The following is a 24,589-nucleotide window of genomic DNA, read 5'->3' as shown; positions in this document are numbered from 1 at the left end:
CGGGCGTGCGCCCTAGCGGCGCACCGCCGACGATACGCCCGGCACCTCGGCCAGGGCGTCCAGCGCGCGGGACAGGCCTTCGCCGCCGCGCACCTCCACCGTGAACACCATGTGGGCCAGCGACTGCCGGCTCTGGGTGTTCACCCCCACCACATTGAGTCGCAGGCGCGCGAAGACTTCGGAGAGGTCGCGCAGCAGCCCCGGGCGGTCGTGCGCGCGCACGCTGATGTCCACGGGATAAAAAGTGTCCGACGTCTTGCCCCAGGCCACCTCGATGACCCGCTCGGGCTCGCGCGCGGCCAGGGCCTGGTAGCTGTGGCAGTCGCTGCGGTGGATGGACACGCCGCGCCCGCGCGTGACGAAGCCCGAGATGGCGTCCGGCGGGGCCGGCCGGCAGCAGCGCGCCAGCTGCGTGAGCAGCGACCCCACGCCCACCACCAGCACGCCGCTCTTGCCGCTCTTTTCGGCGCTGTCGGCGCTGGCGCCGCGCAAGGCCGCCGGCTGGGGCTCGGCGGCCGGCGCGGGCTGCTGGAACAGCGCGTCAATCTGGCGCAGGCTGAATTCGTCTTTGGCGGCCGCCACGTAGAGATCGTCGGCGCGGGCAAAGCCCAGGTTCTGCGCCAGCTGCTCCAGGTTGACGGCCGTCTTGCCCAGGCGCTGCAGCTCTTTCTCGACCAGCGCCTGGCCCTGGGTGATGCGCTGCTGCAACTCGATGGCGTTGAACCACATGCGCACCTTGGCCCGCGCCCGCGGACTGGCCAGGAAGCCCAGCTGCGGGTTGAGCCAGTCGCGCGAAGGGCCGCCGGCCTTGGCGGCGATGATCTCCACGGTCTGGCCGGTGGACAGCCGCGTCTGCAGCGGCACCATCTGCCCGTCCACCCGCGCGCCCCGGCAGCGGTGGCCGAGGTCGGTGTGCAGGTGATAGGCGAAATCGACCGGCGTGGCGCCGGCCGGCAGCTCGATCACGCGCGCCTGCGGCGTGAGCACGTAGATGCGGTCTTCGCCCTGCGCGGGCGCGGCGGCGGCATGGCGTCCCCGGCCGCCGCCGCGGGGAGCCGGCCGCGCCTCGTCCGGCGCCTTGGGCGCGCCGCCCGCCTCGACCTCGCTGTTCCAGGCCAGAAGCTGCCGCATCCAGGCAAGCTGGCGATCGTATTCGCTCGAAGCCGCCACCTGCCCGCCCTTGGCGCCCGCCTCCTTGTAGCGCCAGTGCGCGGCCATGCCGTATTCGGCGAACTGATGCATCTCGCGCGTGCGGATCTGGACCTCGAACGGCCGCCCGTCGGCGTCGGCCACCACGGTGTGCAGCGAGCGGTAGCCGTTGGGCTTGGGCCGTGAGATATAGTCGTCGAACTCCTCGGGCATGGGCGTCCACATCTCGTGCACCAGGCCCAGGGCGGTGTAGCAGGCGCGCACGTCCTCCACGATGACGCGCAGCGCGCGCAGGTCGTAGAGCTGGGAAAAGTCCAGGCGCTTGATGCGCATCTTGTTCCAGATGCTGTAGATGTGCTTGGGCCGGCCGCTCACTTCGGCCGGGATGCCAGCGCGCTCGAGCGCGCGCTTCAGGCGCCCGACCGCGTCGGCGATGAAGGCCTCGCGCTCGACGCGCTTTTCTTCGAGCAGCCGCGCGATCTGCTTGTACCTGTCGGGTTCCAGGAAACGGAAGGCCAGGTCTTCCATTTCCCATTTGATCTGCCAGATGCCGAGCCGGTTGGCCAGCGGCGCGTAGAGGTCCAGCGTCTCGCGCGCGAAGGCGGCCGAACAGGGCGTCTTGCTCTCGGCATGCCAGCGCAGCGTCTGCAACCTGGAGGCCAGCCGCATGAGCACGATGCGCAGGTCGGCCGCCATGGCCAGCAGCATTTTGCGCTGCATCTCTTTCTGCGTGCCGCTGCCGGCCGCGGCGTCGCTGGCCTGGCGCGCCACCACTCCCAGCCTGAGCAGCGCCCGCGCGCCCTGCACCAGCCGCGCCACCTCGGCCCCGAATTCGGCCGCGACGGGATCGTCGCGCAAGGCGGGCGCGGGCGCGGACAGGTCGGTGGGGATGGCCGCCAGCAAGGCGGCGCCGCGCGTGGCGGCGTCGGTATGCATGCCCGCCAGGATGCGCACCACCCCCGCGCCGTGCGCGGCCATGGGCTCGCCGGTCTGGGCTTTCTGGCCCTCGTACCGGGGTTCGGCCCAGGCCACGGCGCGGTCGATGAGGGTCAGGTCGCCGGGTTCCAGGCCCGCGGTGGCTTCCTGCCTCCAGGAAGCATCGAAGGGCTGGGACGCATCGGGAGCGGACGGGGCGGGCATTACGGGCGCAGCTAGGGTTTGGTTGGGAATTCCGACACTCTACACTAGGGCCTGTGCACTCCAAAAGGAACCCCGCGTAGCCGGCCCGTCCCGGGCGGCGCGGCGGGGCCCGAGGCAATAAGCAAGGAACCGGAATCCATGTTGCGCTGGCTCAAGGGCCTGGGCGCCCGGCCATCGGAAGTGGCCGAGCTGCAGGCCCGCATCGACCCCGAACTGTGGCGCAGGGTGCTCGACGCCTATCCCTTCCTGCGCGCCCTCGACGAAGCCGAGCGCGCGCAATTGCTGGCCCGCAGCGCATGGCTGCTGGCCAGCAAGCACATCAACGGCGCCCAGGGCATGGAGGTGTCCGACTTCATGGCGTTGTCCATCGCCGCCCAGGCCAGCCTGCCCATTCTCAACCTCCCGCCCTCCCTGTACGAGGGCTGGAACGAGATCATCGTCTACCCCGCCGGCTTCCGTATCCCGCGCACCCGCCAGGACGCGGCCGGCGTGGTGCACGAATACGTGGAAGACGCCGCCGGCGAAGCCTGGGAAGGCGGTCCGGTGGTGCTGTCCTGGGAAGACGCGCAAGCGCGCGCGGACGCCTTCAACGTGGTCATCCACGAATTCGCGCACAAGCTGGACCTGCAGGCGGGCGAAGCCGACGGCATGCCGGGCCTGGCGGCGCACCGCGACCTGCCGCCGCGGCAGTGGCGGCGCGTCCTGGAAGACAGCCTGGACCGCTTCACGGCCGCCCTGGACGCGGTCGAGGCCGCCATTCCGCGCCACATCGACCCCGAAAGCGAAGAGGCCGACGCCTGGTACGGACAATTGCCGCTGGACCCGTACGCCGCGACCGACGAAGCGGAATTCTTCGCCGTGAGCTCGGAGCATTTCTTCGTCGATCCCGCGCCCCTGGCCGAGGCCCTGCCGCAATGGTACGGGCTGCTGCGCGCCTACTACCGCCAGGACCCGCTGGAGCGGCTGGCGCGGCTGGAGGGCGGGCCATGAGCCGGCCGGACCGCTCCGCAGGCGCCGCCGTCGCGGTCCCCGGAGGCGCGGCCGGCTCCGCCAAGCGCCTGCTCATCGTGTGGCATTCGCGCACCGGCGCGGCGCGCCAGATGGCCGAGGCGGCGGCGCGCGGCGCAACGCGGGCCGCCGAAGAACTGGAAGAAGCCGCGAACTTCGCCGCGACGCTGCGCCGCGCGGCCGACGCCATGCCCGATGACGTGCTGGCCAGCGACGGCTACCTCTTCTGTGCGCCCGAGAACCTGGCCAGCCTGAGCGGAGAAATGAAGGAATTCTTCGACCGCTGCTACTACCCGGTGCTGGACCGCATACCGGGCCGCGCCTACGCCCTGGCCATCAGCGCCGGCAGCGACGGCGAAGGCGCGGCGCGCCAGGCGGCGCGCATCTGCACCGGATGGCGCCTGCGCGAAGCCGCGCCCCCGGTCATCGTGCGGCTCGACGCCCAGACGCCGCAGGCCATCCTGGCGCCCAAGACCGTGCCGGCGGCCGAGCTGGCGCGCTGCGAGGAACTGGGCGGCCTGCTGGCCGGACTGTTGCTGCTGCAGGGGTAGGACATCCCCCTCCCGAAAAACGAACGCCCGCCGGCGCGGCGGCCGGCGGGCGTGGGCAGGAACGGGTGCCGACGCCAGGCGTCGGCGGGCGCATGGCTCCCGATGGCCGTCTCTTAACGGATGGCTCTTAACGGACGTTTCTTGACGGACGGTCCTCGGCAAGCGGACGCTTCTTAAGCGACCGCGGCGGTCACCACGATTTCGACCTTGTAGTCCGGGTTGGCCAGGCGGGCCTCGACCGTGGCGCGGGGCGGCGCGTTGCCGTCGGCCACCCAGGCGTCCCAGGCCTTGTTCATGCCGTCGAATTCCTTCATGTTGGCGACGTAGATCTGGGCCATCAGGATCTTGGACTTGTCGGTGCCGGCCTCGGCCAGCAGGCGGTCGATGGTGGCGAGCACCTGGGCGGTCTGGCCGGTGATGTCCAGCGAGGCGTCATCGGGCACCTGGCCGGCGAGGTAGGCCACGCCGTTGTACACGGCCATGTCGGACAGGCGTTTTTCGACGTTGACGCGCTTGATGCTGCTCATGGGTAATCCCCCGGAAACGGATGAATGGTTGAAAAGAAAACTCGAAATCGGACTGTACCGCGTCCGCGCTCAGGCGGGCGGCAACTGGAAGACCTGGCGCAGGTAGGCCAGGTAGGCCGGATCGTCGCACATGGTCTTTTCGGGCGCGTCGGACACCTTGGCCACCGGCTGCCCGTTGCAGCGGACCATCTTCATGACGATCTGCAGGGGCTCGTGGCCCAGGTCGTTGGTGAGATTGGTGCCGATGCCGAAAGACACCTTGCAGCGCCCCGAGAACTGCCGCGCCAGCTCGATGGCGCGCGGAAACGTCAGCGCATCGGAAAACACCAGGGTCTTGGCGCGCGGATCGACGCGGTTCTTGCGGTAGTGCTCGAGCAGGCGCTCGCCCCAGACGAACGGATCGCCGGAGTCGTGGCGCGCGCCGTCGAAGAGCTTGCAGAAATACATGTCGAAGTCGCGCAGGAAGGCGTCCATGCCGTACACGTCGGACAGCGCGATGCCCAGGTCGCCGCGGTACTCTTTGGCCCAGACCTCGAGGGCGAACACCTGCGAATCGCGCAGGCGCGGCCCCAGCGCCTGGCAGGCCTGGAGGTATTCGTGGCCCATGGTGCCCAGGGGCAGCACGCCGTGCCGCTTGGCCAGCAGGACGTTGCTCGTGCCCGCGAAATGCGGACCCATCTGCTCTTTCATGGTGGAGACGACTTCTTCGTGCCACACCTTGGAGAAGCGCCGCCGCGTACCGTATTCCGCCACCCGGAAATCGGCCAGCGCCGGATCGTCGAGCACCAGGTGCATCTTGGACTGCAGCCGCTTGCGGCCTTCTTCCCAGTCGGGGTTCTTGCGCGTATTGCGGAAGTAGACCTCGTTGACGATGGCCAGCACCGGGATCTCGAACAGGATGGTGTGCAGCCAGGGGCCTTTCACCTCGATGGATATCTCGCCCGGCTCCGCGCCCTCGCCCACGTGGATGCAGCGCTCGGGCAGGTGAAACAGTCCGAGGAAATCGACGAAATCGCTCTTGATGAAACGCAGGCCGCCGAGATACTGCAGTTCGTCGTCGGTGAAGCGCAGTTGGCACAGCTGGCGGATTTCCTCGCGGATCTCGTCCAGGTAGGGGCGCAGATTGACGCCTGGCGTGCGGCACTTGTAGCGGTACTCGACCTGCGCAGCCGGAAAATGATGCAGCACCACCTGCATCATGCTGAATTTGTACAGATCGGTATCGAGCAGCGAAGTAATAATCATGGTTGCGCGTATCGTTTCGCGACACCATAGCACAGCGGCACGGGCCCGCGGCAGGCCGGGCCACGCTGACAGCACGGGTATTCGGGGCGCAGTCCTGCGGCATTGGGTAAAATCCCAAGGCAAAACATACATAAAGCCGCCGACCCGGAGTTCCGCATGACCCACGTAGTCACCGAAAACTGTATCAAGTGCAAGTACACCGACTGTGTAGACGTGTGCCCGGTGGACTGTTTTCGCGAGGGGCCGAACTTCCTGGTGATCGACCCCGACGAATGCATCGACTGTGCGGTGTGCATCCCCGAATGCCCCGCCAACGCGATCTACGCCGAGGAAGACGTGCCGCAGGACCAGCTCAAGTTCATCGCCATCAACGCGGAACTCTCGCCGGAATTCCCCACCATCAGCCGGGCCAAGAAACCCCTGCCCGACGCCGACGAATGGAACGGCGTCCAGGACAAGCTGCAATACCTGGAAAAATGACCCGCGCCGGGCCGGGCGCGCCGCCCGCCCTGCGCAACACCCGATGACCGACGAAACCAAATATACGCGCCAGACCGTCACCAGCGTCCATACCTGGGTGCCCGACAAGCTGTTTTCCCTGCGCGTGACGCGCGACCGCGCATTCGAATTCCTGCCGGGCCAGTTCGCCCGCGTCGGTCTGCCGGGCTCCGAAGCCCCCGACGGCCCGCCCACGCTGTGGCGCGCCTATTCCATGGTGTCCGCGCCCGGCGAAAACGCCCTGGAGTTTTATTCCATCGTGGTTCCCGAGGGCGAATTCAGCCCCCGCATGGCGCGCCTCGCCCCCGGCGACGCGCTCTACATCGACAAGACGCCCTTCGGTTTCCTGACCCTCGAGCGCTTCGCGCCCGGGGGCGACCTCTGGCTGCTCGCCTCCGGCACGGGCCTGTCCGCCTATCTTTCCATTCTGCGCGACGAATCGGTCTGGCAGTCCTACGAACGGATCATCCTGGTGCATGGCGTGCGCACGGCGGCCGAACTGGCCTACCGCGCGGAAATCGAAGCCATGCGCGGGCGCCCGGGCGGCGCGCAGCTCGTCTACCTGCCCATCGCCACGCGGGAGACGCTGCCGGGCATGCCCCGGGCGCGCATCACCACGCTCATCGCCGACGGCGGCCTGGAACGCCTGGCCGGCAGGACGCTGGACGCCGAAACGGCCAAGGTCATGCTGTGCGGCAACCCGGCCATGCTGGCCGACGCGCGCAAGCTGCTGGGCGACCGGGGTTTCAAGCCCGGCCGCCGGGGCATTCCCGGCAACCTGGCGGTCGAGAACTACTGGTAGGCGCCCGGGGCTTGCGCAACGCCGCCCTAGCCCATAAATCATCCATCGGATGCCGCGACGACGCTTGCGCCCCGCCATAAACTGGGGCCAAACGGACTCGGGGGTCGCTTTTTCGCAACAGATGACTGGGTTTTCCGGCTGATTCTTCAGACCAATTCGGAATAACCATACTTCCCGGCGCAATAATCGGGACACACGCAAGCCCGAGGGACATCTAGAAAATGCTGTACCAATTGCACGAAATGCAGCGCGCTTTTCTGACGCCGTTCGCAGCATTCACGGACGCCGGATCCCAGCTGTTCTCCAGCCCCTACAGCCCCCTGGCCTATACGCCGATCTCGCGCCAGATGGCCGCGGGCTGCGAGCTGATGCACCGCATCGGCAAGGAATACCAGAAACCCGCCTGGAACCTGCCCTCCACGCAGATCGACGGCAGGCAGCTGCGGGTGACCGAAGCCGTGGCCATGGACAAGCCGTTCTGCCGGCTGGTGCACTTCCAGCGCGACGTGCGCCGGGCCAGCGCCTCCGACCCCAAGGTGCTGCTGGTGGCGCCGCTGTCGGGCCACCACGCCACGCTGCTGCGCGACACGGTGCGCGCGCTGCTGCCCGCGCACGACGTCTACGTGACCGACTGGGTGGATGCGCGCATGGTTCCGCTGTCGGCCGGCCCCTTCCATCTGGACGACTACGTGCGGTACGTGCAGGAATTCATCCGCCTGCTGGGCCCGGACGTGCACGTGATGTCCGTCTGCCAGCCCACCGTGCCCGTGCTGGCGGCGGTGTCGCTCATGGCCTCCGCCAAAGACCCCTGCCTGCCGCGCAGCATGGTCATGATGGGCGGCCCCATCGATCCGCGCCAGTCTCCCACCCAGGTCAACCGGCTGGCCACCACCAAGCCGTATTCGTGGTTCGAGAACCAGGTGATCCACCCGGTGCCCGCCCGCTACCCCGGCGCGGGACGCAAGGTGTATCCGGGCTTTCTGCAGCACGCGGGGTTCATGGCCATGAACCCCGACCGCCACATGAAGTCGCACTACGATTTCTACCTCGACCTGCTGCGCGGCGACGACAGCGACGCCGAGGCGCACCGCCGCTTCTACGACGAATACAACGCCGTGCTCGACATGCCGGCCGAGTTCTACCTCGACACCATCCGCATCGTGTTCCAGGAATTCCAACTGCCGAACGGCACCTGGGAAGTCGATGGCCAGCCCGTCCGGCCGGCCGACATCAAGGGCACGGCCCTCTTCACCATCGAGGGCGAGCTGGACGACATTTCCGGCCAGGGCCAGACGCGCGCGGCCATCAAGCTCTGCAAGGGCATACCCGCCGAGCGCAAGATGCACTACACCGCGCCGAACTGCGGCCATTACGGCATTTTCTCGGGACGCCGCTGGCGCGAGATGATCTGCCCCAAGATCGCCCAGTTCATCCGCAGCCACGCCTGAATACGCCGCCCGGCGGCGCTGTCCTAAAATGCCGGATGCTTCCGGCATTTTTTTTGCCGGCGCCCGACGAGCCTTTCCCCGCATTTCCATGTCCTGTACCTCCCTCGCCGACCGCATCGACGCCTTGCTGCCGCAGACCCAGTGCACCAAGTGCGGCTTCGACGGCTGCCGGCCCTACGCGCAAGCCATCGCCTCGGGCGAGGCGCCCATCAACCGCTGCCCGCCGGGCGGCGAGGAGGGCATCGCCGCGCTGTCCGGCCTGCTCGGCACGCCCGCGCTGCCGCTGGACCGCAGCCGCGGCGAACCCGGCCCGCTGCTCAAGGCGCGCATCGACGAGGCGCACTGCATCGGCTGCACCCTGTGCATCCAGGCCTGTCCGATGGACGCCATCGTGGGCGCGAACAAGCGCATGCACACCGTGCTGGACGACTGGTGCACGGGCTGCGACCTCTGCGTGGCGCCCTGCCCCGTGGACTGCATCGAGATGGTGCCCGCGGGCCGCGCCTGGACGGCGCACGACGCCGCGCAGGCGCGCCAGCGCCACCAGGCCCGCCAGGCACGGCTCGCGCGCCTGGCCGCCGACAATGCCCGCCTGATGGCGCCCGACCTGCCCGAGAGCCCGCCGGCGCGCGAACCCGACAGCGCGGCCGACGAAGCGGCCCGCAAACGCTCCGCCATCGAAAACGCCCTGGCCCGCGCACGGGCCCGCCGCCACGCCACGCGCTCATGAACGCCGCCAAACGACGAGAAATATTCGCCCGCCTGCAGGCGGCCAATCCGCACCCCACCACCGAGCTGGAATACCAGACGCCGTTCCAGCTGCTGATCGCCGTGCTGCTGTCGGCCCAGGCCACGGACAAGTCGGTGAACATCGCGACCCGCAAGTTCTTCCCGCAATACGGCACGCCCGAGGCCATGCTGGCGCTGGGCGAGGAAGGACTGGCCGGGTACATCAAGACGATCGGCCTCTACCGCACCAAGGCGAAGAACGCCATCGCCACCTGCCGCATCCTGATCGAGCGCTACGGCGGCCAGGTGCCGCGGACGCGCGAGGCCCTGGAATCGCTGCCCGGCGTGGGCCGCAAGACCGCCAACGTGGTGCTCAACACGGCGTTCGGCCAGCCCACCATGGCGGTGGACACGCACATCTTCCGCGTGTCCAACCGCACCGGCCTCGCGCCCGGCAAGAACGTGCTCGAAGTGGAGCAGAAGCTCGAAAAGGTAGTGCCGCGCGAATACATGCAGGACGCGCATCACTGGCTCATTCTGCTGGGCCGCTACGTGTGCGTCGCGCGCAAGCCCAAGTGCCCGCAATGCGGCATTTCGGACCTCTGCGAGTACAAGCAGAAAACGCCCGCCTGACGCGCCGCGCCCCGGCCGGCGCCTCGCCGCGAGCGCCTATTTGCTGCGACGCATTGACCCGGGCCGCGCCCGCCGAGCCCGGTAATCCGCACATTGTCGGCGATCCGACAATTCCCCTTGCCGCACTGCAAAACCTATGACAAACCCTCATGGAATTTTGAGAGGGAGGTGCGCATACTCGCCGGCAACTCTCTGAAAAAGGCGGGCGCGTCCCGGTTTTTTCAGCCGCAAGGGCCGGGCGGATCGCCGGGCGGGGACCCACATAAATAAAATCAACGCTGGTATGGCGGACATGGACGACACGATCCTGGAGACAAAAGGCCTCACCAAGGAGTTCCGCGGTTTCGTCGCGGTCAATGGGGTCGACTTGCGCATCAAGCGGGGCGAGATTCATGCCTTGATCGGGCCGAACGGCGCGGGCAAGACCACATGCTTCAACCTGCTGACCAAATTCCTGGCGCCCACCTCGGGAACCATCAAGTTCAACGGCATCGACATCACCGGCGAGAAGCCTGCGCAGATCGCGCGGCGCGGCATCATCCGCTCGTTCCAGATCTCCGCGGTGTTTCCGCACCTGACGGTGCTGGAAAACGTGCGCATCGGCCTGCAGCGCCAGACCGGACTCTCGTATCACTTCTGGCAAAGCGAGAAGCGGCTGGCCGCGCTGAACGAGCCGGCGCGCGCGCTGCTCGACGAAGTCGACCTGGGCGGCTTCGCCGACGAACTCACCGTGAACCTGCCCTACGGCCGCAAGCGCGCGCTGGAGATCGCCACCACGCTGGCCATGGAACCCGAGCTGATGCTGCTGGACGAACCCACCCAGGGCATGGGCCACGAAGACGTGGACCGCGTCACGCGGCTCATCAAGCGCGTGAGCGCCGGACGCACCATTCTCATGGTCGAACACAATATGAATGTGGTGTCCTCGATCGCCGATACCATCACCGTGCTGGCGCGCGGCTCGGTACTGGCCGAAGGGCCCTATTCGGAAGTCTCCCGCCATCCGGCGGTGATGCAGGCCTACATGGGCACTACCGAAGGCGAATTGCAAGGAGCGCATGCATGAGCACCCCGGCGTTGGAAATCTCGGGCCTGCAGGCCTGGTACGGGGAATCCCACATCCTGCACGGCGTGGACATGCGCGTGGGGCAGGGCGAGGTCGTGACCCTGCTCGGCCGCAACGGCGCCGGCCGCACCACCACCCTGCGCGCCATCCTGGGCCTGACCGGCTCGCGCAAGGGCTCGGTGCGCATCCACGGCACGGAAGCCATCGACCTGCCGACCTACAAGATTGCCCATCTCGGCGTGGGCTACTGCCCCGAGGAACGCGGCATCTTCGCCAGCCTGTCGTGCGAGGAAAACCTGCTGCTGCCGCCCGTGGTGGGCTCGCTGGGCGGCGGCATGTCGCTGGCCGAGATCTACGACATGTTCCCCAACCTGCAGGAACGCCGGCATTCGCCGGGCACACGCCTGTCCGGCGGCGAGCAGCAGATGCTCGCGGTGGCCCGCATCCTGCGCACCGGCGCCAACCTGCTGCTGCTCGACGAGATCTCCGAGGGCCTCGCGCCCGTCATCGTGCAGGCGCTGGGCCGCATGATCACCGCGCTCAAGCAGCGCGGCTACACCATCGTCATGGTGGAACAGAACTTCCGCTTCGCCGCGCCGCTGGCCGACCGCTTCTACGTCATGGAGCACGGCCAGATCGTGGAGCACTTCGAGGCCGGCGAGCTTTCGGAGAAACAGGACACGCTCAATGAGCTGCTGGGTGTCTGAGCCGGCCGCGGCGCGCCCGGCATGGCGATCGGCTGAATAACAACACAATCTGACGTCCGCCGGCTTGCCGGCACACATACACCAAAGGGAAGAGGAGTCATCCCATGAAGCTGCACACCATCACTGCTGCACTGGCCATGGCAGGCCTGGGATTCGCCGGGGCTACCGCCCAGGCTCAAGGTATCTCCGACGATGTCATCCGCATCGGCTTCATCACCGACATGTCCGGCGTCTACTCGGACATCGACGGCAAGGCCGGCCTGGAGGCCGTGCGCATGGCCATCGAGGATGCCGGCGGCGCCATCAACGGCAAGAAAATCGAGGTTTACTCGGCCGACCACCAGAACAAGGCCGATGTGGCATCGGCCCGCGCCCGCGAATGGTTCGACCAGCAAAAGGTCGACGTGATCATCGCCGGCACCAACTCGGCCACCAGCCTGGCCATGGCCGCCGTGGCGGCCGAGAAGAAGAAGCCCCTCCTGGCCATCGGGGCCGGCGCGTCCGACCTGACCAACGCGCAATGTTCGCCCTACACCGTGCACTATGCCTACGACACCGTGGCGCTGGCGCGCGGCACCGGCTCCGCGGTCGTGAAAGACGGCGGCAAGAGCTGGTTCTTCCTGACGGCCGACTACGCCTTCGGCCACGCCCTCGAACGCGACACCATGAAGGTGGTGAAGGACGCGGGCGGCGAGGTCAAGGGCGCGGTGCGCGCTCCGCTGGGCGCTTCGGACTTCTCCTCCTTCCTGCTGCAGGCTCAGGCCTCCAAGGCGCAGATCCTGGGCCTGGCCAACGCGGGCGGCGACACGATCAACTCCATCAAGGCCGCCAATGAGTTCGGCGTAACCAAGACCATGAAAATGGCCGGCCTGCTGGTGTTCATCAACGACGTGCACTCGCTGGGCCTGCAGGCCACGCAGGGCATGTACCTGACCGACGGCTGGTACTGGGATCAATCCGACGAATCGCGCGCCTGGTCCAAGAAATTCGAAGCCAAGATCGGCCGCAAGCCGTCCATGCTGCAGGCCGGCGACTACTCCGCCGTGGCGTTCTATCTGAACGCCGTCAAGGCCACCGGCACCGACGATGCCGACGCCGTCATGAAATGGATGAAGTCGAACAAGGTGAACGACTTCTTCGCCAAGGGCGGCTACGTGCGCGAAGACGGCCGCATGATCCACGACATGTACCTCATGCAGGTGAAGACCCCGGCCGAGTCCAAGGGTCCGTGGGACTACTACAAGGTCGTGGCGACCCTGCCCGGCGACGAGGTCTACACCAAGCTCTCCGAGTCGACCTGCAAGCTGGTCAAGAAGTAATCCCCATCGCACGATCCCGCGCCGCGGCCCCGGATGCGTTCCGGGCCGCGGCCTGAATCCGCTCGCCTTCATTCGCATGCGCAGGACTTTCACAAGATGAGTGACATTTTCGGCATCCCCATACAGGCCCTGTTCGGCCAGCTCCTGCTGGGCCTGGTCAACGGCTCTTTCTACGCCATGCTGTCGCTCGGGCTGGCCGTCATCTTCGGGCTGCTGAACGTCATCAACTTCGCCCACGGCGCGCTCTACATGCTGGGCGCATTCATCACCTGGATGGGCTTGTCGTACCTGGGGCTCAACTACTGGATCATGCTGATCCTGGCGCCCCTGGTGGTCGGACTGTTCGGCATCGTCATCGAAAGACTGCTGCTCAGGCACCTCTACAAGCTGGACCACCTCTACGGGCTGCTGCTCACCTTCGGGCTGACGCTGCTCATCGAGGGTCTGTTCCGCAGCTTCTACGGCGTGTCGGGGCAGCCCTACCCCACGCCCGAGGCGCTGCGCGGCGCCACCAACCTGGGCTTCATGATCCTGCCCAATTACCGGGGCTGGGTGGTGGCCGCATCGGTGGTCGTGTGCCTGGCCACCTGGTATGTCATCGAACGCACGCGGCTGGGCGCGCTGCTGCGCGCCGGCACCGAGAACCCCCGGCTGGTGGAAGCCTTCGGCGTGAACGTGCCGCGCATGATCACGCTCACCTACGGCTTCGGCGTGGCGCTGGCCGGCTTTGCCGGCGTGCTGGCCGCGCCGGTGCTGCAGATCTCCCCGCTCATGGGATCCAACCTCATCATCGTGGTGTTCGCCGTGGTGGTGATCGGCGGCATGGGGTCCATCATGGGCGCCATCGTCACCGGCCTGGGCCTGGGCGTCATCGAGGGATTGACCAAGGTGTTCTGGCCCGAGGCTTCCAGCACGGTCGTCTTCATCATCATGGCCATTGTTCTGTTGCTCCGCCCGGCCGGGCTGTTCGGAAAAGAAAAATGAATCGTCAATTCCTAGGCTATGCGGTACTGGCCATCGTCGTGGCCGCCCTGCCCTTCGTGGGGGTGTATCCGATCTTCGCCATGAAGGTCATGTGCTACGCCCTCTTTGCCTGCGCGTTCAACCTGCTGCTCGGGTTCACCGGCCTGCTGTCCTTCGGGCATGCAGCCTTCCTGGGCAGCGCGGCCTACGCCACGGGGCACGCGCTCAAAGTGTGGGGCTTTCCCACCGAGATCGGCCTGCTCTTCGGCGTGGCCGTGGCCGCGCTCCTGGGCCTGGCCATGGGCGCGCTGGCCATCCGCCGCAGCGGCATCTACTTCGCCATGATCACGCTGGCGCTGGCGCAGATGGTGTTCTTCTTCTTCCTGCAGGCGCACTTCACCGGCGGCGAGGACGGCCTGCAGAGCGTGCCGCGCGGCACCCTGCTGGGCGTGGTGGACCTTTCCAAGGACCTGAACCTGTACTACCTGGTGATGGCCATCTTCATCCTTGGCTACTTCGTCATCTGGCGCACCGTGCACTCGCCCTTCGGGCAGGTGCTCAAGGCCCTGCGCGAAAACGAGCCGCGCACCATCTCGCTGGGCTACGACGTGGAACGCTTCAAGCTGCTGGCCTTCGTGCTGTCGGCGGCCATCGCGGGCCTGGCGGGGGCGACCAAGACCCTGGTCTTCGTGTCGGCCACGCTGTCGGACGCCACCTGGCAGATGTCTGGCCTGGTCATTCTCATGACCCTGATCGGCGGCCTGGGCACGCTCACCGGCCCCATCCTGGGCGCGTTCATCGTGGTGCTGCTCGAGAACAAGGTGGGCGACTTCGGGCAGGCCATGGCCAGCCTCACGGGCGTGGACTGGTTCCTGCGCCTGGGCGAGTCGGTGACCATCGTGATCGGCCTCATCTTCGTGATCTGCGTGCTGGCTTTCCGCCGCGGCATCGTGGGCGAAGTGAGCGCCTTCATGGAGCGCCGCCGGGCGGCCCGCGCCTGACGCGACGCGCTGCCCGGACATGCCCGGGCAGCGCGCTCTACAATGGCGGGCACATTCCAAGCAAAGGTGCCCGACCATGCGCTACCCCTTGCTCCCGCGGCGCGCCCTGGCGCGTGCCGCCGCCGCGGCCGTCCTGTGCGCCGCCCCGGCCGCCCATGCCGCTGCCGCCTGCGAAGTCAGCCGCCCCGTGCGCTTCAGCGGCCTGAACTGGGAATCCAACCTGGTGCTGGCGGGCATCGAGCGCTTCGTGCTCGAACACGGCTACGGCTGCAAGACCACCGTCGAGATCGGCGAAACCCTGCCCATGCTGGCCGCGCTGCAGCGCGGCGACGTGGACATCACTCCCGAGGTGTGGCCCGGCCAGATCGAAGGCGCCTGGAAGAAAGCGCTGGCCAGCGGCAAGGTCAAGGGCGTGGGGCACGTGTACGACGCCGGCGAAGGCTGGTACGTGCCGCGCTATACGGTGGAACGCCATCCCGGCCTGAAGTCGGCCGCCGACCTGGCGCGCTACAAAGAGGCGTTCGCCGACCCTGAAGAACCCGGGCGCGGCCGCATCTACGGCTGCCCCGCGGGCTGGGCCTGCGGCACGCTGAACGAGAACCTCCTGCGCGCGCTGGGGCTGGAGCGCGACTACACCCTCTTCGCGCCCGGCTCGGGCGCGGCGCAAAAGGCCGCCATCATGTCGGCCTACAAGCGCAAGCGCGACATCGTGTTCTATTACTGGACGCCGACTTCGCTGGTGGGCGCGCTCGACCTCGTCAAGCTGGAGCTGCCGCCCTTCGACCAGGCCGCCTATACCTGCATGACCGATCCCAAGTGCGAGCACCCGGTGCCCACCGAATTCAAGCCCAATCCGGTCGTGACCGGCATGAACGCGGACTTCGCGCGCCAGGCGCCGCGCATCGCGGAGTTCCTCGGCAGACTCAGCATTCCCGCTCCGGCCATCGACGACACGCTGGGCTGGCTCGAAAACGAAGGCAAGGAACCCGACGACGCGGCGCGCTACTTCCTGCGCCGCTACGCCGAAGTCTGGAAGGCATGGGTGCCCGCCGACGCCGCGCAGCGCGTGCAGGCCGCCCTGGACGCGCCGTAGCGGGCCGTCCGGAACCGGGCCCGCGCGGCCTGTTGGTGCCAAGCGGCGCCGGCCCGGTTATCCTGACGGTCCGGCACGCCGGCGCGCCGCGCCGGCGCCACCACATACCGAAGGAATCGACATGGACGCCCTGTTTTGGCACAACGGACACTGGTCTACCGAAAACCCCAAACTGCTCGGCCCCGCCGATCACGCCTTCTGGATGGCGAGCATGGTGTTCGACGGCGCGCGCGCGTTCCGCGGCCTCACCCCCGACCTGGACCTGCACTGCCAGCGCGTGGTCCGTTCGGCCGAGAAAATGCTCATGAAGCCGCAGCTCGGCTGGGAGAAGATCCAGGATCTCTGCCTGCAGGCCGTGGCGCGCTTTCCCGAAGGCAGCGAGCTCTACATCAAGCCCATGTTCTTCTGCGCCGACGGCTTCCTGCTGCCCGAGGCCGACAAGACGCAGTTCGTGCTGCACGTCTTCAAGGTGCCCATGCCGGGCGACCAGGGCTTCTCGGCTTGCTTTTCCAGCTTCGCCCGCTGCTGGCCCAACATGGCGCCCACCGACGCCAAAGCCTCCTGCCTGTATCCCAACGGCCAGCGCGCGATCCGCGAAGCCGCCGCCAAGGGCTTCGATAACGCCATCATGCTCGACGGGGACGGCAACGTGGCGGAGTTCGCCACCAGCAATCTCTGGATCGCCAGGGACGGCGTGGTGAGCACGCCGGCCGACAACGGCACTTTCCTGAACGGCGTCACCCGCCGGCGCGTGCTGGCGCTGCTCCAGGCCGAGGGCGTGGACGTGCGCGAGCGCACGCTGACCCGCGCCGACGTCGAGGCCGCCGACGAAGTCTTTTCCACCGGCAACTACGGCAAGGTGGTGCACGTGAACCGCGTCGAAGACCGGCCGCTGGAATACGGTCCCATGGCGCGCCTGGCGCACCGGCTCTACATGGAGTACGCCGAAAGCACGCGCGCGCGCTAGGGCCGCCTTCCTCCGACTCCCGCTGCCCGCCACCCGCGGGCAGCGTCGCATCCAAGGATTCCGAGCATGCACACTCGACGCGATTTCCTGCGCGGCAGCGCCAGACTCGCCGCCGCCGGCAGCGCCCTGTCGCTCTTTCCCGCCTCGATCCGGCGCGCCCTGGCCATTCCCGCCAACCGGCGCACCGGCACGCTGCGCGACGTGGAACACATCGTCATCTTCATGCAGGAGAACCGGTCTTTCGACCATTATTTCGGCGGGCTGGCCGGCGTGCGCGGCTTTGGCGACCGCTTTCCGATCCCCGTGCCCGACAGTCCCGACCGCAGGCACCGCAGCGTCTGGGCGCAGTACAACGACCGCCCCGACGGCGGGCCGCGCACCGTGCTGCCCTTTCACCTGGACACGCGCCAGGTTTTCGAGACCATGCGCGTGGCCAGCACGCCCCATACCTGGTCCAACGCGCAGGACGCCTGGGACGCCGGCCGCATGGGCAACTGGCCCGCGGCCAAGAAGAACCACTCCATGGCGTACTTCACGGAAAGCGACATGCCTTTCCAGTACGCGCTGGCGCGGGCCTTCACGCTGTGCGACGCCTATCACTGCTCTTTCACGGGCGGCACCAACACCAACCGGCTCTTCCTGTGGACCGGCACCAACGATCCCCTGGGGCGGGGCAACGGTCCGGCGCTGGGCAACACCTACAACAAGCTCTCCGGCGGCGATCCGGCGGGCGGCTACACCTGGACGACCTACCCCGAACGCCTGGAGCAGGCTGGCATCAGCTGGCGCATCTACCAGAACATGGCGGACAACTATTCGCTCAACCCCACGGCCGGCTTCAAGCGCTACCGCGACGCCTACAAAGGCGCGGCCGGCTCGCAAGCCGCGCTCAAGGAAAAGGCGCTGACCACGCGCGACCTCGACCTGCTGCGCCGGGACGTGCTGGAGGGCAAGCTGCCGCAGGTAGCGTGGATCTGCGCCACCAAGGCCGGCTCGGAGCACCCCAGCCCCTCCAGCCCGGCGCAGGGCGCGGACTACACCGCGCGCGTGCTGGACGCCCTCACGGCCAACCCCGAGGTGTGGAGCAAGACGGTGCTGCTGCTGATGTTCGACGAGAACGACGGCTTCTTCGACCACGTGCCCCCGCCCGCGCCGCCCACCCGCCTGCCGGGCGGGGCGCTGCTGGGGGCATCCACGGTTGACACCACGGGCGAATACCACGAGCTCGTGCGCGGCATCGAAAAAGACGACACCCCCGCGCATCGCCACGGCGTCTACGGGCTGGGGCCGCGGGTTCCCATGTATGTGATCTCGCCCTGGACCAAGGGCGGCTGGGTCAATTCCGAGGTGTTCGACCACACCTCGGTGCTGCGCTTCATCGAGCGGCGCTTCGGGGTGGCGGAAACCAATATCTCGGCCTGGCGCCGCGCGGTCTGCGGCGACCTGCTCTCGGTGTTCGACTTCGCCTCGCCCAGCGACGAGAACCTGCTGCGCAGCCTGCCGGCCACCGCCGGCCAGGCCGCGCGCGCCGCCGCCCTGCCCGGCACCGCCACGCCCCCCGCGCCCGCCGAGCCCGAGCCCGCGCGGCAGTCGGCCGGCACCCGCCCCTCGCGGGCCTTGCCCTATGTCCTGCACGTACATGCCAGCGAAGACGGTGCGCGCCTGAAACTCGTATTCCAGAACGCCGGCAGCGCGGGCGCCGTCTTCCACGTCTATGACCGCCTGGACCTTGCGCGCGGCCCGCGCCGCTACACCGTGGAAGCGGGCAGGCAACTGGAAGGCGAATGGGACACGCAGCCGCGCGACGGCCGCTACGATCTCTGGGTGCTCGGTCCCAACGGGTTCCACCGGCACTTCATGGGCGGCACCTCGAGCGACGTCACCGCCCAGGCCGAGGCCGGCTACGCGCCGCATCCCAGGACGCTGCGCATCGACCTGCGCAACACCGGCTCGGGCGAAATCAGCTTCGAGGTGCAGGCGCGCGCCTATGGCCATCCCGGCGCGTCCTACACCGTGGCGCCCGGGGAAAGCGCCGCGCACGAATGCGTGCTGGACGACAGCGGCGGCTGGTACGACTTCGCGGTGCGGGTGCGCGAAGACGGCGGTTTCCTGCGCCGCTTCGCCGGCCGCGTGGAAAACGGCGCGCCGTCCGTTTCCGACCCCGCCATGGGCGGCGCGCCGCTGCTGGACTGGAACCCCGCCGGCTAGGGGGCGTTTCGGGGCCGGGCCCTAGTCGCCGCCCTTGCCCAGCCCCAGGTAGCTCTCGATGACCTTCGGGTCGCCGGCCAGTTCGCGCGCCGGACCGTGCAGGATGACCTCGCCGGTTTCCAGCACATAGCCATAATCGGCCACCTGCAGCGCCGCGCGGGCGTTCTGCTCGACCAGCAGAATCGCCACGCCGGTTTCGCGCAGGCGCGCGATGATGTGGAAGATCTCGCGCACGATGCGCGGCGCCAGGCCCAGGCTGGGTTCGTCCAGCATGAGCAGCGACGGCCGGGCCATGAGCGCGCGGCCCACGGCCAGCATCTGGCGCTCGCCCCCGGAAAGCGTGCCGGCCTGCTGGCCGCGCCGCTCGCGCAGGCGTGGAAACAGGTCGAACACCTCGTTCAGGGTGTCGCGCCAGCCGCTTTCGCGGGCGCGGTAGCGCCGGAAGCCGCCCAGCAGGAGATTGTCTTCCACCGACATGGACGAGAACAGCTCGCGGCGCTCGGGCACCAGCGACATGCCCGCCGCCACCCGGCGCTCGACCTGCCAGCCCGATACGTCGGCGCCGGCGTACTGCACCGAGCCCTCGGCGTGGCCGGTGTGCGGCAGCGAACCCATGATGGCGTTGAGCATGGTGGACTTGCCGGCGCCATTGGCGCCGATGACGGTAACGATGCTGCCGGCCGGCACGTCGAGCGTGGCGCCCGTCAGCGCGCCCACCTTGCCGTAGCGCGCCGAGAGATTGCCGACCCGCAGGATGGGCGTGTTCTGCGCGCTCATTGCACACCTCCGGACTGCACGGGGCGGGCCTGCACGTCTTCGGGCAGGTCGTCGTCGATGCCGCCCAGATAGGCTTCCAGCACCGCCGGGTTCTTCTGCACCTCGGCCGGCACGCCTTCGGCCAGCTTGGTGCCGAAATCCATCACGACCAGGTGGTTGGTCAGGCGCATTACGAAATCCATGTCGTGTTCCACCAGCAGAATGCTCATGCCCTCGTCGCGCAGTTGCTCCAGCACGCGGGCCAGATCCTGCTTTTCCTTGTAGCGCAGGCCGGCCGCGGGCTCGTCCAGCAGCAGCAGCACGGGGTCGGCGGCCAGCGCCCGGGCGATCTCCAGGATGCGCTGCTGGCCCAGGGCCAGGTTGCCCGCCTGCTCGTACAGATAATCGCCCAGCCCCACGCGCTTGATCTGCTCGGCCGCCTCGTGCAGCAGCTGCGCCTCGCGCGCGCGGTCGGCATGCAGCGCGCCGGCCAGCACGCCCACGTCGGAACGCAGGTGCGCCCCCAGGGCCACGTTTTCGAGCACGCTCATGCCGGGCAGCAATTGCACGTGCTGGAAGGTGCGGCCCACGCCCATCCGGGCGATTTCGCGCGCCGGGCGGCTGTCGATGCGCTCTCCCAGGAAACGCACCTGGCCGCGCGTGACGGGCAGCACGCCGGAAATCAGGTTGAAGGTGGTGCTCTTGCCCGCGCCGTTGGGGCCGATCAGGCCCATGATCTCGCCCGAGCGGACCGTGAAGCTGATGTCGTTCACGGCCACCAGGCCGCCGAACTCCTTGCGGATGGCGTCCACTTCCAGCACGGCCTGGCCCGCCTGGGGCCGCTGGCGATGGGGAAGCGCCGGCGCGGCCGGCGGCGGCGCCATGGCGCGGCGCGAGCCGCCGGCGCCGGTGATGCTTTCCCACCAGCCCGACAGAATGGGCCACAGGCCGTTGCGGGCGTATTGCAGCATCAGGATCAGCAGCACGCCGAAAACGATCATCTCGAAGTTGGCGTTGGTGTCCAGCAGCTTGGGCAGCAGGTTCTGGAGCTGGTCCTTGAGCACCAGGATGACGCTGGAACCCAGGATGGCGCCCCACACGTGGCCCGCGCCGCCCACCACCGCCATGAACAGGTATTCGATGCCGTAGTTCAGACCGAAGGGGCTGGGGCTGACCGCGCGCTGCATGTGGGCATAGAGCCAGCCCGACACGCAGGCCAGCAGGGCGGCCCAGACGAAGATCACCACCTTGTAGGAAGCGGTGTTCACGCCCATGGATTCGGCCATGCCCGCGCCGCTCTTGAGCGCGCGGATGGCGCGGCCCGGGCGCGAATCCAGCAGGTTGCGCGTGGCCCACAGCGCCAGCAGCACGATGACCCAGATCAGGTAGTACATGTGGCGGCCGCTGGCCAGCGACACCCCGAACACGCTGATGGGCTCGATGCCGGCAATGCCGTCGTGCTTGCCCAGCCAGTCGATGTTGCCGAACAGGAAGTACAGCGACAGCCCCCAGGCGATGGTGCCCAGCGGCAGGTAGTGGCCGGACAGGCGCAGCGTGATCGCGCCCAGCAGGTAGGCCACCACGGCCGTGATCGCCAGGCCGGCCGGCAGCGTGAGCCAGGGCGAGACGTCGTACTGCGTGGTGAGGTAGGCCGTGGCGTAGGCGCCCAGGCCCACGAAAGCCGCCTGGCCGAACGAGGTCAGGCCGCCCACGCCGGTCAGCAGCACCAGGCCCAGCACGACCAGGCTGGCCAGCCCGATGTAGTTGAGCTGCGTGACCCAGAACTCGGGCGTGGCGGGCACCAGCGGAAGCGCCGCCAGCACGATGACGAACACGAAAAGCAGAATGCGGTTCATGGCGTTTATTCCTCTTCGTCCACGTGGTGGCTGCTGAACGAACGCCAGACCAGAACCGGGATAATCAGGGTGAACACGATCACTTCTTTGTAGGCGCTGGCCCAGAACGAGGAAAACGACTCCAGCACGCCGACCAGCAGCGAGCCCGCCGCGGCCACCGGATAGCTCGACAGGCCGCCGATGATGGCGCCGACGAAACCCTTGAGGCCGATGAGGAAGCCGGTGTCGTAGTAGACGGTGGTAATGGGCGCGATGAGCATGCCGGACATGGCGCCGATGGCCACCGCGAGGGTGAAGGTCAGGCTGCCCGACATGGTGGTGCTGATGCCCACCAGCCGCGCGCCGCGGCGGTTCACGGCGGTGGCGCGCAGGGCGCGGCCGTACAGCGTCTTGCCGAAGAAGAGCCACAACGCCAGGATGAGCAGCGCGCAGGTGGCGACCACGAACAGGCTCTGCGCCGACCAGGTGGCGAAACCCAGGTCGACCTGGCCGCTCACGAAAGCGGGCGTGCGCCAGCCTTCCGCGCCGAAGAACACCAGGGCCAGCCCGGTGAGCGCGAAGTGCACCGCCACCGAGACGATGAGCAGCACCAGCACCGTGGCCTCGGCCAGCGGCTGGTAGACGATGCGGTACACCATGGGCCCCATGGGAATCACCAGGGCGAGCGTGAGCAGCATGTTCAGCCACAGCGAGTTGCCCGGCCCGGCATAGGAGGTGGTGAGCCAGAGCAGCGCCAGCGGCAATGCCAGGCACAGCAGGAAAACGCGCGGCAGGCCCGCGGCGCTGCGCGCGCGGGCGGCCCGCGCCAGCTCCATCAAGAGGCAGACGAGGCCCAGCAGCGGCAGCAGGTAGACGGTGCCCGGCACCTTGCCGTCCACCAGCATGGCCAGCGTCAGCGCGCCGAAAGCCACGAACTCTCCCTGCGGAATGAAGATCACCCGCGTCACGGCGAAAACCAGCACGAGCGCCATGCCCAGCAGGGCATAGATCGCGCCGTTGACGACGCCGTCTTGCAGCAGGATTAGCGCAATTGAGGAATCCATCTAACAACTACCTTGTGATTTTCCTGGGGTTCCGGCCCCGCCCGGAACCCTGATGCGACACACCGGCCGGAAAGGCCGGTGTGTCGGGTGCCGGATGCGGCGCAGCCCATCCGGGACGGCCGGGACCTGCGCGCAGGCCCCGCATGGATCAGAGGCCGGGCTGGTACACCCACTTGCCGCCTTCGACCTTGACCATCACGCGCGAGCGCTCGTCGAAGCCGGCATGATCGGTGGGCGACATATTGAACACGCCTTGCGATGCCGGCAAGTCCTTGATGTTTTCGAGGGCATCGCGCATGGCGGCGCGGAACTCCGGCGTGCCCGGCTTGGCACCCGTCTTGAGCGCCGCGGGCAAGGCGGCCACCACGAGCTGGCCGGCATCCCACATGTGGCCGCCGAAGGTGTTGGTGGTGCCTGCGCCGTGGGCCTTCTCGTAAGTCTCGGTGTAGGCCATGGCGGATTTCTTCACGGGGTTGCTGTCGGGCAGCTGCGCGGCCACCAGCAGCGGACCGGCAGGCAGGTACATGCCGTCGCAATCCTTGCCGCAGACGCGCAGCACGTCATTGTTGGCGGCGCCGTGCGTCTGGTAGATGATGCCGCCGTAGTTGCGGGCGCGCAGCTCCTTCTGCGGCAGCGCCGACGGCGTGCCGGCGCCGGCGATCAGAATGGCGTCGGGCTTGGCGGCCACCAGCTTGAGCACCTGGCCCGTCACGCTGGTGTCGGTGCGGCTGTATTTCTCGATGGAGGTGATCTCGATGCCCTTGGCCTTGGCGGCCTTCTGCATCACGTCCAGCCAGCCGTCGCCGTAGGCGTCGGCAAAGCCGATGAAGCCCAGCGTCTTCACCTTGGACTTGGCCATGGCGTCGGCCAGGGCGCCGGCCATCAGGGCGTCGTTCTGCGGCGTCTTGAAGACCCAGCGGCGCTTGTCGTCCACCGGCTCGACGATCTTGGCGCTGGCGGCCACGCTGATCATGGGCACCTTGGCTTCGGCGGCCACGTCCACCATGGCCAGCGAGCCCGGCGTGATGGAGGTGCCGATCAGCACGTCGACCTTGTCGTCCGAGGCCAGCTTGCGCGAGTTTTTCACGGCCTGGGTGGTGTCCGTGGCGTCGTCGAGCACGATCCACTCGATCTTCTGGCCGGCGACTTCCTTGGGCAGGAGCGCAACCGTGTTGCGCTCGGGAATGCCCAGCGAGGCGGCGGGGCCGGTGCTGGCCACCGTCACGCCCACCTTCACCTGGGCGCTCGCCAGCAGGGGCAGCGCCAAGGCAACAGCGGCGGCAGCCGCGGACAAGCCGTAATGCTTGCGCATGTTTTGTCTCCTGTGTCGGCTCTTTATGGGTCCCGTGCCGGGAGGGGCGAGCCTGGTTAAAGTTATACAGAAAAAAATATTATAGAGTTAAAACAGTATCAAATGATGCCGATCAACTCCGGTAATTCCCGAATGCGCTAGGCGGAGCGAATTTCAGCAAACGCATTCGTTAATGGCGAACTTGTACTCGAAAGACCCGGCACCGTCAGTTGGGGGATTCCCTTCCCTCACCGGCCCGGCAGCGGCCAGACGCGCTCGACGCGCGCCGTGACCCAGGCCGCGACCAGGGCCTTGGCCAGGTCGCCGGGCACGAACACCGCCATGCCCCATGCCGCCTTGGACAGATCCATCCTGGCCACCGCGGCCAGCCACGGGATGCCGCAGGCGTACACCACCGCGATGCCCCCCAGCACGCAGGCGGCCGCATAGGCTCCGAACTGCGCCGCCAGGCGGCCGGGACGGCGCGCCCAGGCCCGCGCCAGCCAGCCCGTGACCAGCGCACCCGCCACCAATCCCACGAGAAAGCCGCCGGTGGGGCCGAAGAACGCGCCCAGCCCGCCCCGCCCGC

Annotated in this window: 23 protein-coding genes; 15 read left to right on the top strand and 8 right to left on the bottom strand. The window is 68.0% G+C overall.

Going from position 1 to position 24,589, the window contains the following annotated elements:
* Window positions 1-12: 12 nt before the first annotated feature.
* Complete coding sequence (locus NGJ44_RS20945) at window positions 13-2,289, bottom strand: RelA/SpoT family protein (RefSeq protein WP_251865574.1); 2,277 nt, start codon at window positions 2,287-2,289, stop codon at window positions 13-15.
* 138 nt (window positions 2,290-2,427) lie between these two features.
* On the opposite strand from NGJ44_RS20945, the gene NGJ44_RS20940 reads away from it, so the two are divergent.
* Both NGJ44_RS20940 and NGJ44_RS20935 read left to right on the top strand, forming a co-directional pair.
* A complete protein-coding gene (locus tag NGJ44_RS20940) occupies window positions 2,428-3,279 on the top strand; it encodes a M90 family metallopeptidase (RefSeq protein WP_053246522.1) in 852 nt (283 codons plus the stop codon).
* Between the two features lie 110 nt (window positions 3,280-3,389).
* Window positions 3,390-3,848 (top strand): flavodoxin family protein, encoded by a 459-nt coding sequence (locus tag NGJ44_RS20935; RefSeq protein WP_251865578.1) that lies wholly within the window; start codon window positions 3,390-3,392, stop codon window positions 3,846-3,848.
* A 173-nt stretch (window positions 3,849-4,021) separates the two neighbouring features.
* Here NGJ44_RS20935 and NGJ44_RS20930 read toward each other — a convergent pair whose 3' ends face one another.
* Both NGJ44_RS20930 and pncB read right to left on the bottom strand, forming a co-directional pair.
* Window positions 4,022-4,375 (bottom strand): RidA family protein, encoded by a 354-nt coding sequence (locus NGJ44_RS20930; protein ID WP_053246070.1) that lies wholly within the window; start codon window positions 4,373-4,375, stop codon window positions 4,022-4,024.
* Window positions 4,376-4,444: 69 nt separating this feature from the next.
* Entirely contained in the window at window positions 4,445-5,752 is a 1,308-nt protein-coding gene (pncB, locus tag NGJ44_RS20925) for a nicotinate phosphoribosyltransferase (protein ID WP_369798780.1), read from the bottom strand.
* Between the two features lie 24 nt (window positions 5,753-5,776).
* On the opposite strand from pncB, the gene fdxA reads away from it, so the two are divergent.
* From fdxA to NGJ44_RS20860, 13 genes are all read left to right on the top strand, one after another.
* Window positions 5,777-6,100 (top strand): ferredoxin FdxA, encoded by a 324-nt coding sequence (fdxA, locus tag NGJ44_RS20920; protein ID WP_053246068.1) that lies wholly within the window; start codon window positions 5,777-5,779, stop codon window positions 6,098-6,100.
* A 43-nt stretch (window positions 6,101-6,143) separates the two neighbouring features.
* A complete protein-coding gene (locus NGJ44_RS20915) occupies window positions 6,144-6,920 on the top strand; it encodes a ferredoxin--NADP reductase (RefSeq protein WP_251865572.1) in 777 nt (258 codons plus the stop codon).
* A 221-nt stretch (window positions 6,921-7,141) separates the two neighbouring features.
* Window positions 7,142-8,368, top strand: coding sequence for a polyhydroxyalkanoate depolymerase (locus NGJ44_RS20910; protein WP_251865570.1), 1,227 nt, complete (start codon window positions 7,142-7,144; stop codon window positions 8,366-8,368).
* An 88-nt stretch (window positions 8,369-8,456) separates the two neighbouring features.
* Window positions 8,457-9,098, top strand: coding sequence for an electron transport complex subunit RsxB (gene rsxB, locus NGJ44_RS20905; protein WP_251865568.1), 642 nt, complete (start codon window positions 8,457-8,459; stop codon window positions 9,096-9,098).
* The gene (nth, locus tag NGJ44_RS20900) at window positions 9,095-9,730 is read left to right on the top strand and encodes an endonuclease III (protein WP_251865567.1); all 636 of its coding nucleotides are present in this window, start codon (window positions 9,095-9,097) and stop codon (window positions 9,728-9,730) included. The genes rsxB and nth overlap by 4 nt, the downstream gene beginning before the upstream one ends.
* A gap of 292 nt (window positions 9,731-10,022) precedes the next feature.
* Entirely contained in the window at window positions 10,023-10,796 is a 774-nt protein-coding gene (locus NGJ44_RS20895; protein WP_053246078.1) for an ABC transporter ATP-binding protein, read from the top strand.
* A complete protein-coding gene (locus NGJ44_RS20890; RefSeq protein WP_251865565.1) occupies window positions 10,793-11,503 on the top strand; it encodes an ABC transporter ATP-binding protein in 711 nt (236 codons plus the stop codon). The genes NGJ44_RS20895 and NGJ44_RS20890 overlap by 4 nt, the downstream gene beginning before the upstream one ends.
* A gap of 104 nt (window positions 11,504-11,607) precedes the next feature.
* A complete protein-coding gene (locus NGJ44_RS20885) occupies window positions 11,608-12,822 on the top strand; it encodes an ABC transporter substrate-binding protein (protein ID WP_053246073.1) in 1,215 nt (404 codons plus the stop codon).
* A 96-nt stretch (window positions 12,823-12,918) separates the two neighbouring features.
* A complete protein-coding gene (locus NGJ44_RS20880; RefSeq protein WP_251865563.1) occupies window positions 12,919-13,806 on the top strand; it encodes a branched-chain amino acid ABC transporter permease in 888 nt (295 codons plus the stop codon).
* Entirely contained in the window at window positions 13,803-14,786 is a 984-nt protein-coding gene (locus NGJ44_RS20875; RefSeq protein WP_053246075.1) for a branched-chain amino acid ABC transporter permease, read from the top strand. The genes NGJ44_RS20880 and NGJ44_RS20875 overlap by 4 nt, the downstream gene beginning before the upstream one ends.
* A gap of 76 nt (window positions 14,787-14,862) precedes the next feature.
* Window positions 14,863-15,879 (top strand): ABC transporter substrate-binding protein, encoded by a 1,017-nt coding sequence (locus NGJ44_RS20870; protein ID WP_053246076.1) that lies wholly within the window; start codon window positions 14,863-14,865, stop codon window positions 15,877-15,879.
* A gap of 121 nt (window positions 15,880-16,000) precedes the next feature.
* A complete protein-coding gene (locus NGJ44_RS20865) occupies window positions 16,001-16,846 on the top strand; it encodes a branched-chain amino acid aminotransferase (protein WP_053246077.1) in 846 nt (281 codons plus the stop codon).
* Between the two features lie 66 nt (window positions 16,847-16,912).
* Window positions 16,913-19,054, top strand: a complete 2,142-nt coding sequence (locus NGJ44_RS20860) for a phosphocholine-specific phospholipase C (protein ID WP_251865561.1) — start codon at window positions 16,913-16,915, stop codon at window positions 19,052-19,054.
* Between the two features lie 21 nt (window positions 19,055-19,075).
* Here the strand turns inward: NGJ44_RS20860 and NGJ44_RS20855 are convergent, their stop codons facing one another.
* The 5 genes from NGJ44_RS20855 to NGJ44_RS20835 form a co-directional block, all read right to left on the bottom strand.
* Window positions 19,076-19,831, bottom strand: a complete 756-nt coding sequence (locus NGJ44_RS20855; RefSeq protein ID WP_251865559.1) for an ABC transporter ATP-binding protein — start codon at window positions 19,829-19,831, stop codon at window positions 19,076-19,078.
* The gene (locus NGJ44_RS20850) at window positions 19,828-21,666 is read right to left on the bottom strand and encodes a branched-chain amino acid ABC transporter ATP-binding protein/permease (protein ID WP_053246336.1); all 1,839 of its coding nucleotides are present in this window, start codon (window positions 21,664-21,666) and stop codon (window positions 19,828-19,830) included. Before NGJ44_RS20850 ends, NGJ44_RS20855 begins: the two co-directional genes overlap by 4 nt.
* A 5-nt stretch (window positions 21,667-21,671) precedes the next feature.
* A complete protein-coding gene (locus tag NGJ44_RS20845) occupies window positions 21,672-22,709 on the bottom strand; it encodes a branched-chain amino acid ABC transporter permease (protein WP_053246337.1) in 1,038 nt (345 codons plus the stop codon).
* A 148-nt stretch (window positions 22,710-22,857) separates the two neighbouring features.
* A complete protein-coding gene (locus NGJ44_RS20840) occupies window positions 22,858-24,021 on the bottom strand; it encodes an ABC transporter substrate-binding protein (protein ID WP_053246338.1) in 1,164 nt (387 codons plus the stop codon).
* 227 nt (window positions 24,022-24,248) lie between these two features.
* Window positions 24,249-24,589 (bottom strand): biotin transporter BioY (locus NGJ44_RS20835; RefSeq protein ID WP_251865557.1); only part of this gene is annotated, 341 nt, incomplete at its 5' end.

This window comes from Achromobacter sp. Marseille-Q4962, assembly GCF_943737005.1.
In the GTDB taxonomy this organism is placed as follows: Bacteria; Pseudomonadota; Gammaproteobacteria; order Burkholderiales; family Burkholderiaceae_B; genus Achromobacter.
The sequence above is the reverse complement of the archived record's forward strand: the minus strand, read 5'-3'. Positions and strand labels throughout refer to the sequence as shown.